Raw genomic sequence first — 12,777 nt, forward strand, 5'->3', positions numbered from 1 at the left:
ATTATTTTAAAACAGTTTGTTTTTGGTTGTATATTTTTTTGTTTGAAATTAATTCGTTTATTGTTTCGGTTACTTCTTGAAAGTGTTTTAATTTTTCTTCAGAAATGTGTTCTTTAATTGCCGTATTAAATGTTAAAACACGCTCACGAGAGTATTCTCTTTTTTCTTTTCCGAAGTCGGTTAAATAGATTAACACACCGCGACCATCTTCTGGGTTTGGTTTACGTTCTATTAAGCCTAATTCTTCCATTTTTTTTAGAATACGCGATAAGCTCGTGGCTTCCATTCCCATAATAGGACCCAAAGATGTTGAAGGCGTGCCATGCTCCGGATCGATACTTAATAGGGTAAAACCGGTGGCCATGGTCGTATCAAATTTAGCGGCTTCTTCATTATACATTTTATTGACTGCCAGCCATGTAGTACGCAGTAAATAATCTATAGTTTTATCTTTCATAATTAGATTCCTAAGGTTGGGGAATTCAAAGATAAGAAAAAATACTATGCATGCATAATAAATTGCATAAATATTATGATATTGTTAAAAAGAGCTGTTAGAGATGAATAATATGTAGTTTGGAATCCCGTATTTATTGAAGGATTGTTAAAAATTGAATACTAAAAATTTAATAGTAATTTACAATTTGCTTCTTATGGCAGTTTATTGCAACCTGTTTTGAAATGATAACGACTTCTTTTAGCTAGTTTTCTGGCGCACGTATTCATGTGCTATGATTAACAGCATTTGGACAGTAACTTTCAAAGCGATAATCGCCTTCTTTTTTTATTAGTCTTACTGCTAAGTCATTTTAAATCCAAAAAACAGGGAGCCCTACTTTTTTAATTAGAATAGCTAGTGTCTTTTCGTAATTTATACTAGAAATTAGTGTTTGGAATTTAATTATGCTCAAATAGATACAACGTCACATCTTATAAGTTTTTTGATGCGCTTTTAAGAGGTGTAAACGAAAACAATATGAAACGTTTCAGAATAAATATTTTGAATAGCATTAGTGTTTTTCTGGAACGTCTCTTGATTTATTTAAAATTGAAGTTCGAACTAAAACCTAACTCCTATAAATCTTATCATAAAGGTCTTGATAAATGCCTTTAATAATTTCACGTTTCATTTTCATCGTTGGTGTTAAATGGCCAGCTTCTATAGACCAAACATCTGGTGTTAGTTCAAAGCGTTTAATTTGCTCCCATTTACCAAATTTTTTATTACAGGTATCTACTTCTTGTTGGATACGTGCTATGACCTCTTGTGAGTTGACGATTTCTGTTCCAGATTTGCCAATAGCTTTACCTTTTTTATCTATCCAATCATTTAGAAATTCAAAATTAGGTTGTATGATCGCTGCAGGCATTTTTTCGCCTTCGCCAATTACCATGATTTGCTCTATAAAACGCGATTGTTTTAAATCGTTCTCTAATAATGTTGGAATAACATATTTTCCACCAGAGGTTTTAAACATTTCTTTTTTACGGCCAGTAATTTTAAGAAAACCATCGGCGTCTATTTCACCTTTATCTCCTGTGTGAAAATAGTTCCCGGTCATAACACTTGCTGTCTTTTCTGGATCTTTATAATAGCCTAACATCACGTTAGGTCCTTTTATAAGCAATTCACCATCATCAGCAATTTTAACTTCAACGCCCGCTATTGGTTTGCCAACGGTACCTACTTTAAAATGGTGATCGCGATACATACCTACGGAAACTACTGGTGATGTTTCTGTTAGGCCGTAACCTTCCATAACCTGCATTCCTGCTGCGCAAAAAAGGCGTGTTAATCTTGGTTGTAAAGCTGCACTCCCTGAAACCATAGTGGTTAATTCGCCACCCAGCGCTTCACGCCACTTGCTAAATATTAACTTATTAACGATACTTAATTTAAATTCATACCAAGCACCGTTTTTACCATAAGGTTCCCACTCTTCTCCTAAAGCAATCGCCCAGTGAAAAAGTTTACTTTTTATTCCTGTTAATTCTGATCCTTTGGCGTAAATTTTATCATACACCTTTTCTAATAAGCGAGGCACTACGCTCATTAAATTAGGTTTTATTTCTTTAGCATTGTCTCCAATTTTATCAATACTTTCAGCATAATAGATAGAGACACCAGCATATTGATAGATATAAATTAATACCCGCTCAAAAATATGGCAGATGGGTAAAAAACTTAATATTTTAGGATTTCCTTGAGACAGCGGTAATCTTTTTACGGCACTTAATACATTACTCGTAATATTATCATGAGATAACATGACTCCTTTTGGTTTTCCAGTGGTTCCCGAGGTGTAAATAATAGTGGCTAAATCATTAGGCTTTACGGCTTCTTTTCTAGCTTCAACTTCATTTTGATTGTCGTGGTCTTTACCAAGTTCAAATAATTCAGAATAATGTTTGCAACCATCAATGTGATTAAAAGAATACACTTCTTTTATTTGTGTATTTGCTTTTACCTTATTTACTTTTTCAAAGACTTCAGCATCACTTACAAAACAATAAATAGAACCACTATGATTTAATACATACTCATAATCTTCAGCAGATATGGTTGGATAAATAGGGACGTTTTGCGCGCCAACTTGCAATATGCCAATGTCCATAATATTCCATTCTGTCCTGTTTGTAGATGAGATTATAGCTATTTTATCATCTTTTTGAACCCCCATTCTTAGTAAAGCCCGACTCACTGCATTGGCTTTATCAAGATAGTCTTTAGTGGAAATAGGCGTCCATTTTCCATCATATTTTGTGACTAGTGAAGTGTCAAGATTGTATTTCTCAAGTTGGTAGTATGGGAAATCGAAAAGGCGTGTAACGTTTATCATGGAACAGTTATGCATTAGAAAGTCTTGCAAAATAGGAATAAAATAAAGGATTGTCAAATATGTTAGAAAAAAAAAGGAGCTGTTAAAAAACAGCTCCTCTGCTAATTGATTGATAGCAAGAATTTATGTTTTACTAAAGTTTATTTAATAACTAACTATTTTTAAATGAATCCCTTAACTTTCATTTAATTAAATAAATTTTTTTCATAAATCCGCTACAAAGTTAATGGGTTTACTCTAAAATTAAGTGCTTTATAGAAATAATTTATGCAAATAATCGTATTTTTTTTATTATTCAGTTGTTTTTTATGCGTGTCTGCTCTTTTTTAGACCAAGTTTTAGGACGTTTATTCTTGTATGCTTTGAAGTTTTTAGTGAAATGAGAAAATCGTATGGCCTATCATCGCTAATGTAGTCAGAAATTATTTTTTATTATCAATCCACAATCGCGCATTCACAAAAGCCTCTAGCCAAGGGGACACTTCATCTTTTCTGCCTTGAGGATAATTTGCCCAATTCCATTGAAACGTAGAACGCTCAATGTGTGGCATAGTTACCAAATGACGCCCTGTTTTATCGCATAACATAGCGGTATTAAAATCGGAACCATTTGGGTTATTTGGATACCCTTCATAGCCATATTTTGCTACTATAGTATAGTCCTCTTCGTTTCTTGGTAAATTAAATTTTCCTTCACCATGAGAAATCCAAACACCTAAAGTACTGCCTTCTAAAGTAGATAACATCACAGAATTGTTTTTCTGAATCGCCACTGAAGTAAAAGAACTCTCATGCTTTTTAGAGTCATTATGACTCATTTTTCCATGAACCTCATGCTCAGGATTAATAAGCTCTAATTCCATAAAGAGTTGGCAACCATTACAAATACCTACAGAAAGGGTGTCTTCTCTTTTAAAGAAATCATTAATGACTTTATTTGCTTTGTCATTATACTTAATAGCTCCTGCCCAACCTTTAGCAGATCCTAAAACATCAGAATTAGAAAAACCACCAACAGCGCCTAAAAACTGAATGTCTTTTAAATCTTCACGACCCGAGATTAAATCGGTCATGTGTACATCTTTCACATCAAAACCAGCTAAGTACATTGCATTTGCCATCTCGCGTTCTGAATTGGAACCTTTTTCACGTAGAATTGCCGCTTTTGGTCGCTTTCCTTCATTACGAGGTGCTTGCGACTTGTCCATCGCTCCGTTAGAAGAGGGCTTCACAGCGTTGGCAATAACGTCTTCAAGTTTTCCTGTAAAATGTTTAGGGAATGTATATTTTAAAGGCTGAACTGCATAATTCTTATACCGGGCTTTAGCTAAATTATTTGCAGTTTGCTTTTGGTCGAGTAGAAAAGAGGTTTTGTACCAAACATCACGTAAACGCGAAACAGTCATTGTAAATACTTCATCATGATTAATGATACTTAATACATCTGTTTCAGTTACTTTTCCAATGTTAAAAAACTCAATATTAGCATTTGCTAAAACGGTTTCTACAGTCTTGTCTTTGGCTTGAAACACAATACCTGCATTTTCCCCAAAGAGTACTTTGTACGACGCTTTTTGATTTAATGCTGTAATATCTAATTCAGCACCAAGATTGGTATCTGCAAAGCATAGTTCTAATAAGGTCGTTATTAAACCACCAGAAGCGACATCATGTCCGGCAACAATTTGTTCGTCTTTTATTAGTTTTTGAATGGTATTGAACACATTTTTCACAAATGCAGAATCAGTAACGGTTGGTGTCTCATTACCAATTTTATTTAGTATTTGAGCGAATGAGCTTCCTCCTAATTTAAACTCATCTTGAGAGATGTTAATATAGTAAATAGCGCCCCCGTTTTTTTGAAGTACAGGCTCTACAACTTTTGAAATTGCATTACAATTTCCTGCGGCTGAAATAATAACAGTTCCAGGAGAAATCACATCCTCATTAGGATACTTTTGTTTCATCGATAGCGAATCTTTTCCCGTGGGAACATTGATTCCTAAATCTATAGCGTATTCTGAAATCGCTTGCACGGCTTCATATAAACGCGCATCTTCACCTTCATTTTTACAAGGCCACATCCAGTTTGCAGATAATGAAACCGATTTTAACCCCTCTTTTAAAGGCGCCCAAATAATATTGGTCAAGGCTTCAGTGATACTATTACGACTGCCTGCTACCGGATTAATTAAGCCAGAAATTGGAGCGTGTCCTATTGACGTGGCAATACCTTCTATACCTTTATAATCTAATGCCATTACCCCAACATTATTTAATGGGATTTGTAATGGACCAACACATTGTTGTTTGGCTACTTTGCCACCAACACAACGGTCTACTTTATTCGTTAACCAATCTTTACAGGCTACTGCTTCCAATTGTAAAACCTGATCCAGATAGTTGTAAAACTCATCTGGATTGTATGAAACGCTATCATAATTTCTAGGGATAGTCACATCATTCATAATGGTTTTTGGAGAACTACCAAACATGTCTTCAAGTGCTAAATCCATAGGTTTGTCCCCTTTGGTCTTAGACTCGAAAGAAAACCGGTAATCACCAGTAACTTCACCTACTGTGTACATTGGTGAGCGTTCTCTATCTGCTATTTTATTTAAAGTCTCTAAATGTTTTTCGGCAATCACTAACCCCATACGTTCTTGAGATTCGTTGCCAATAATTTCTTTAGCCGACAGTGTTGGATCTCCAACGGGTAGTGCATCTAAATCTATTTTTCCGCCGGTGTCTTCAACCAATTCAGACAAACAATTTAAGTGTCCGCCAGCACCATGATCGTGTATAGACACGATAAAATTCTCATCGCTTTCCACCATGCCTCTTACAGCATTTGCAGCACGTTTTTGCATTTCTGGATTAGAACGTTGTACCGCATTAAGTTCAATACCTGAAGCAAATGCTCCAGTATCTGCACTAGAAACGGCAGCGCCACCCATTCCAATACGATAATTTTCACCACCAAGAATAACGATTTTGTCTCCTGTTTTTGGGGTGTCTTTTATGGCTTGATCTGCTTTACCATAACCAATACCACCAGCTTGCATAATGACTTTGTCGTAACCCAGTTTTCGTGAACTTGTGCTTAGCGAAGTTGAAGTATCTTGCTCATGCTCAAAAGTTAAAACAGAACCACAGATTAAAGGCTGCCCAAATTTGTTTCCAAAGTCTGAAGCACCATTACTCGCTTTTATTAAAATGTCCATAGGAGTTTGGTATAACCACGGACGTGCTTCCATTTTTTGTTCCCAAGGGCGATTGGCTTCTAGTCTTGAATAAGCCGTCATGTAAACCGCTGTTCCTGCCAATGGTAACGAGCCTTTTCCGCCAGCTAAACGGTCTCTAATTTCTCCACCAGCACCCGTTGCAGCACCATTAAAAGGTTCTACCGTTGTTGGGAAGTTATGGGTTTCGGCTTTTAAAGAAATAACCGATTCGTAGTCTTTTGTTTCGTAAAAATCAGGCTTGTCGGCAGTTTTAGGTGCAAACTGTTCTACTCTAGGACCTTCGATAAAGGCGACATTGTCTTTATAAGCTGAAACAATGGTATTAGGATGTTGTTTCGATGTTTCTTTAATTAGTTTAAAGAGTGAGCTTGGTTTTTCTTCACCATCGATAATAAAGGTTCCATTAAATATTTTATGGCGACAGTGTTCTGAATTGACTTGTGAAAATCCAAAGACTTCAGAATCTGTTAACGGCCGGCCAATTTTTTTAGAAACACGGTCTAAGTAGTCTACTTCTTCTTCACTTAGCGATAAGCCTTCTTTTTGATTATAAGCTGAAATATCCTCGATATTTAGAATTGCTTCAGGTTGAATGTCTATGCTAAAAGACTTTTGGTTCAGACTTTTATACTTTTCAGAAATCATAGGATCGAAATCTTCGAAGTGTTCTGTACACGCTTCAAATTCTTCAATTCTAATAATATCTTCGATGCCCATGTTTTGAGTAATCTCAACCGCATTAGTACTCCAAGGTGTTATCATGGCAGCACGTGGACCAATAAAAAAAGCGTCCAAAGACGCTGCATTTATTTTAGGCTGGTTGCCAAATAACCATATCAATTTTGAAATGGTTTCTATTGATAATTCTTTTGTTGCTTGAACAGCAAAGATTTTACTGTTTTGGTTTCCGAAGAAATGAATCATGCTGATTTAATTTGTGGGTTGATTTTAAAAACACAAATTTAAGTTTTTTAGTCTGATATTTTTAGCAAAATAAAGACTAAATTTTAGAGTTATTCACTAGGTTTTAAACAATAAAAAAAGCGACTAAAAAGTCGCTTGAGGTATTATGTTTTTAAAACGTATTAGTGTTTTATAAGTTTTTTTGAAAGGCTACCGCTAGCTGTTTTTAACTTTAAGATATAGATCCCTTTATTTAAATTTTCGGTATTGACCTTGTTCTTTTGCTTACTTACTTTTCCTGAAAGCATTAACTTCCCTAAAATATCATAAATTTGATACGCTGTATCCATTTTAGTTTCAATAGTTAACATTGAAGAAGTTATTGGATTAGGAAAAACACGGACTGATTCTTTTGAAAAGGTTTCAACTGATAAACTGGACCAACGGTTTTGTGCTGATGGTCCTCCCCAAATAACAGTAGCAATATATGGATTGTCTATAAAAGGATTACGATTGCCTTGTGCATAGGTATTGCTGGTATTCACATGATAATCATTTCTTTTTATTTCAATATCAGAAACTGGATCTTCAGCATTCCATTGTAGCAGTAATTCAATCATATTAGCGTCTACGCTATTAGTCGTTCCTTCAGCTGCGTATGAAGGTATACATTGCGTACCATATCTTAAATACATATACATAACAATTCTAGCAGCATCACCTTTCCACTCATCTCCAGGATACCAATTACCAGAAACGATTCCGGCATTACCAGAACCAGCAGCAAATTTTCGATTACCTCTATTAGAGTTCATCGTAACATCTGAAGGTCTTAAATTGTGAGCGTCTGCATAAGGTGGTACATTTGTACCATTATTGTTTAAACTTGGTTGCGCCAATGAGTTAGGAAATGTATGTTCTCTGTTCCAATCTGTCCCAGAAGTACCCCCATTTAAATCTTTATCTCTACTTCTATCAGTGACGTAATTACCATCAGTATCATCATAGCCGTAAATTAAAATAACATTAGAAGAATTATTAGGATCTTCATCTGTAATTTTACTAGCATTCCAGACACCAGGTGTGTAACTAATGTAATTAGTATGCTTACTAGCTGTTTCTACTGCTAAATCATTAAATAGAATAGTGCCAGTGCTATTAAAATCAACATCATTATAATAGTCCTGAAGTTCGGCTGGAGGCGTTAATTGCGCATAGCTAAACGTAGTAAATAAAAAAATAAGTATTAAGTAGATTTGTTTCATTTAAATTTAGTTTATATTTTTTTTTCTAATAAAGCCATATAGAATCCGTCAAATCCAGATTCATGACTTAGTATTTTTTTATCCTTTACAAAGGTAAAATCTTTTCCGTTTTCTGAATCTAAAAAATGCTTAACTTGATCCTGATTTTCAGAGGGTAAAATGGAGCAGGTAGCATATACAAGCTTTCCACCAGGCTTGACCATTTTAGAATAGCTCTCTAAAATCTCCTGTTGTGTTTTTTTGATTTTTTCAATAAACTCAGGTTGTAATTTCCACTTAGCATCTGGGTTTCTTCGTAATACCCCTAATCCAGAACAAGGCGCATCAATCAATACACGATCTGCCTTATCATATAATTTCTTGATTGGCTTAGTGGAGTCAATCACACGCATTTCAATATTATGAGCACCGTCACGTTTTGCACGACGTTTTAATTCTTTAAGCTTGTTATCATAAATATCCATGGCAATTACCTGACCTTTATTTTCCATAAGCGCGGCAATATGTAATGTTTTACCACCAGCACCGGCACAAGTATCTACAACTTTCATGCCTGGTTTTACATCTAAAAATTCTGCAACCAATTGAGAAGAAGCGTCTTGCACTTCAAAATGGCCATTTTGAAACGCCTCTGTAATAAAAACATTACCACGAACGGCTAATTTTAACGCATCTGGATACCCTTTTATAAACTCGGTTTCAATCTCTAAATCAAAAAGTTCTGCTTGTAATTTTTCTTTGGTCGTTTTGAGTGTATTGACTCTTAAAATAACATCAGCCTGCTCATTTAAAGCTATAGCTTCTTTATTCCATACCTTTTCTCCCAATTCTTTGACTGCTAATTCATCTATCCAATCAGGAAAAGATTCTTTAATTTTTCTAATTTGGGACAATTCGTCAAAGCGTCCTTTTATTTTTCGTGAAGGTGTGTTTTCAAAGTATTTCCAATCTGGCAATTTTATGCCTTTTAATGTGGCCCATACGGCAAATAAACGCCAGATGTCATCACGAGAAAAAGGTTCTTTTACTTCTGCAATTTCTGCATACAAACGTTTCCATCTTACAATGTCATAAGTGGTTTCTGCAACAAAGCCTCTGTCTCTGCTTCCCCAACGCTTGTCACGTTTTAGGAGCATTTGTACTACTTTATCTGCGTACATGCCTTCATTAAAGATTTGTAATAACCCATCAACTGTGGCAAAGCATAAATTTCTATGTAATCTCATGGTATTCAATTAAGTGAATAAAACAGAATAGTTGTTTTAATTCAGCTTGCAAAGGTACGATTTTAGATAAATATAAAAGGGCATAGTTATTTTTTATTTAGTTTAAAAAGGAATGTCTTAAAGCGATAGTAAATAGTCTTTTATAATGGCGTTAATAGGAATAAAACCAACATTCCAGTAATTGCGTAGATATAGCAACCTATAACAACTATTATGAAAAAAATATTACTATTATTATGTATCACAGGAACATTTATAGCCCACAGTCAAGTGGGTATTGGAACGACTAATGTTCAAAATGGAGTCGCTTTGCAGATTGAAAGTAGCTCTAAAGGCATGTTAATTCCTAGAGTTTCATTACAAGCAAAAAATTTAGAATCACCAATAAGTCCGTCTCCTATTGCTACAGGTCTTATGGTGTTCAATACTGCAACTTCGGGTAGTGATAGCAATGCTGTAGTTCCAGGTTTTTATTACTGGAATGGCAGCTTGTGGGTTTCATTAGAATCTGCAACTGTAAGTGGCGATTTTTGGTCGCTATCAGGAAACTCAAGTACAACACCTGGGACGAATTATCTTGGGACTTCAGATAATGTTGATTTACAGTTTAAAACCAATGCCGTTAAACGAGCAACTATTAAAAATGATGGAGCTTTAATTATTGGTGATAATGCTACAGCATTGGAAAATACCTTAACTAGTGTTTACCCTTCGGGAACTCAAATTGGTCTTTATGCCTCGAGCCAAAATTCACCAAGAACCATTCGGGCGCTTAATGTCTCTGGAACACGATTTGTAATTGATGGTGGAAATTTTGATGCCAATGGCGGTAGAGGTGTCATAGGTATAAGTACTAATTTGGCAGCAAATAGTACAACTACAGTAACTGGCGTCTTAGGGTTATCAGGCACAACGTCCTTTTCAGAATTACAAGGGGAATCTGTTGGCGTTTCTGCACAAGGAACAACCGGATTACATGTAAGAGGTGTTGGAAAAAGTACAGTAGATTATTATGCTGGTTTTTTTGAGTATGACCAAGACAACAATACGGGTACTTCAACGGGTCCATTTGCTAGAATTGCAGGCAAAGATTATAATTATTTTTCTGGTGGAGCAAGTGCAAGAGATGTGACCTACGGCGGCTATTTTGATGCCAATACCAATAGCAATGACTATGTTTTTGTAGGAGCTAGAAATAATAATACCTCTTATAAAGTGCTGGGAGGTGGCTCTGTGTCTACAATGGTTAAAGATAGGGATGGAAATAATAGAATTCTGCACACCACAGAGACACCAGAGATTTTATTTGAAGATTTCGGAATTGGTAAACTTGTAAACGGCGAAGCTTTTATTATAATAGATCCAGTTTTATCAAGAAATATTTATGTCGATGACAAAAACCCAATGAAGGTATTTATCCAACTGGAAGGAGACTGTAAGGGCGTGTATGTGACTGATAAAACGAAAGATGGTTTTAAAGTGAAAGAATTAGGGGATGGGAAATCTAATGTTAGTTTTTCATGGAATTTGGTAGCAAACAGAGCAGATGCACTAAATGCCGATGGAAGCTTGTCTTCAAAGCATGTTGGTGTGCGTTTGCCTATTGGGCCTAATAAACTAGAGCCCAATAAACAAACTACCAAAAAGTACGATACAACAGAGTATTATAAGGACTAAGGTTTTTATAAATTTTAAGTTAGACTAATTGTAAACCAACTTTTAAGATTAGTAACCGACTTGATTGTTTTGTTTAATCTTTTGTTAATTTTGATAAACAAAATATAAAAGTTTTTGTATGTTTGCCAAAAAGAATAATTATGAAAAGAATATTTTTGTTATTGATTTTAGGGTTTAGTATTTTGGGATATAGTCAAGTGGGTATTGGAACGACTAATGTTCAAAATGGAGTCGCTTTGCAGATTGAAAGCAGCTCTAAAGGGATGCTAATTCCTAGAGTTTCATTACAAGGAAAAAATTTAGAATCACCAATAAGTCCGTCTCCTATTGCTACAGGTCTTATGGTGTTCAATACTGCAACTGCGGGTAGTGATAGCAATGTTGTTGTTCCAGGTTTTTATTACTGGAATGGCAGCTTGTGGGTTTCATTACAATCTGCAACTGTAAGTGGCGATTTTTGGTCGCTATCAGGAAACTCAAGTACCACGCCAGGGACGAATTTTCTTGGGACTTCAGATAATGTTGATTTACAGTTTAAAACCAATGCCGTTAAACGAGCCACTATTAAAAATGATGGAGCTTTAATTATTGGTGATAATGCTACCGCTTTGAATAATACTTTAACCAGTGTCTACCCTTCAGGAACTCAAATTGGTCTTTATGCCTCTAGCCAAAATTCACCTAGAACCATACGGGCTACTAATGTCTCGGGAACAGCATTTGTAATAGATGGTGGAAATTTTGATGCCAATGGCGGTAGAGGTGTCATAGGTATAAGTACCAATTTGGCAGCAAATACTACAACTACAGTAACAGGGGTCTTAGGGTTATCAGGCACAACGTCCTTTTCAGAATTACAAGGGGAGTCTGTTGGGGTTTCGGCACAAGGAACAACCGGATTACATGTGAGAGGTGTTGGAAAAAGTACAGTAGATTATTATGCTGGTTTTTTTGAGTATGATCAAGACAATAATACGGGTACTTCAACTGGTCCATTTGCTAGAATTGCAGGCAAGGATTATGATTATTTTTCAGGAGGAGCAAGCCGAAGAGATGTGACTTATGGAGGATACTTTGATGCCAATACGACTAGTAGTGATTACGTTTTTGTAGGTGCAAGAAACAACAATACCTCTTATAAAGTATTGGGAGGCGGTTCTGTGTCTACAATGGTTAAAGATAGGGATGGAAATAATAGAATTCTGCACACTAAAGAGACTCCAGAGATATTATTTGAAGATTTCGGAACAGCTAAACTTGTAAACGGCGAAGCTTTTATTATAATAGATCCAGTTTTATCAAGAAATATTTATGTAGATAAAAAACATCCTATGAAGGTATTTATCCAACTGGAAGGAGATTGTAAAGGCGTGTATGTGACTGATAAAACGAAAGATGGTTTTAAAGTAAAAGAATTGCAAAACGGAAAATCTAATGTGGATTTTTCTTGGAATTTGGTAGCAAACAGAGCAGATGCCTTAAACGCCGATGGAAGCTTGTCTTCAAAACATGTTGACGTGCGTCTTCCTATAGGACCAAATAAATTAGAACCAAATAAACAAACTGTTAAACAGTATGATGCAAAAGAGTATTATAACGATTAATCTTCATATGATTTTGT

7 protein-coding genes are annotated in these 12,777 nt (G+C 35.4%); 2 read left to right on the top strand and 5 right to left on the bottom strand.

Translation table 11 applies throughout. The features are described 5' to 3' along the window. Nucleotide 1: 1 nt before the first annotated feature. The 5 genes from GQ46_RS15945 to GQ46_RS15965 form a co-directional block, all read right to left on the bottom strand. Nucleotides 2–457, bottom strand: coding sequence for a MarR family winged helix-turn-helix transcriptional regulator (locus tag GQ46_RS15945; protein WP_044403869.1), 456 nt, complete (start codon nucleotides 455–457; stop codon nucleotides 2–4). Between the two features lie 610 nt (nucleotides 458–1,067). After that, the gene (locus tag GQ46_RS15950; protein ID WP_044403871.1) at nucleotides 1,068–2,840 is read right to left on the bottom strand and encodes a long-chain fatty acid--CoA ligase; all 1,773 of its coding nucleotides are present in this window, start codon (nucleotides 2,838–2,840) and stop codon (nucleotides 1,068–1,070) included. Between the two features lie 422 nt (nucleotides 2,841–3,262). Further along, nucleotides 3,263–7,009, bottom strand: coding sequence for a phosphoribosylformylglycinamidine synthase (gene purL, locus GQ46_RS15955; protein ID WP_044403874.1), 3,747 nt, complete (start codon nucleotides 7,007–7,009; stop codon nucleotides 3,263–3,265). Between the two features lie 161 nt (nucleotides 7,010–7,170). Further along, nucleotides 7,171–8,253, bottom strand: a complete 1,083-nt coding sequence (locus GQ46_RS15960; protein WP_052503508.1) for an endonuclease — start codon at nucleotides 8,251–8,253, stop codon at nucleotides 7,171–7,173. An 11-nt stretch (nucleotides 8,254–8,264) separates the two neighbouring features. Then, complete coding sequence (locus GQ46_RS15965; RefSeq protein ID WP_044403877.1) at nucleotides 8,265–9,479, bottom strand: RsmB/NOP family class I SAM-dependent RNA methyltransferase; 1,215 nt, start codon at nucleotides 9,477–9,479, stop codon at nucleotides 8,265–8,267. Between the two features lie 213 nt (nucleotides 9,480–9,692). Here GQ46_RS15965 and GQ46_RS15970 point away from each other — a divergent pair, with 213 nt between their 5' ends. Together GQ46_RS15970 and GQ46_RS15975 are read left to right on the top strand one after the other, a co-directional pair. Next, nucleotides 9,693–11,156 (top strand): hypothetical protein, encoded by a 1,464-nt coding sequence (locus tag GQ46_RS15970; RefSeq protein WP_044403879.1) that lies wholly within the window; start codon nucleotides 9,693–9,695, stop codon nucleotides 11,154–11,156. Between the two features lie 140 nt (nucleotides 11,157–11,296). Next, on the top strand, nucleotides 11,297–12,760 hold the full coding sequence (locus tag GQ46_RS15975; protein ID WP_044403881.1) for a hypothetical protein: 1,464 nt from the start codon (nucleotides 11,297–11,299) through the stop codon (nucleotides 12,758–12,760). Nucleotides 12,761–12,777: the final 17 nt, after the last annotated feature.

It is taken from the genome of Lacinutrix sp. Hel_I_90, from assembly GCF_000934685.1.
Lineage (GTDB): Bacteria > Bacteroidota > Bacteroidia > Flavobacteriales > Flavobacteriaceae > Lacinutrix.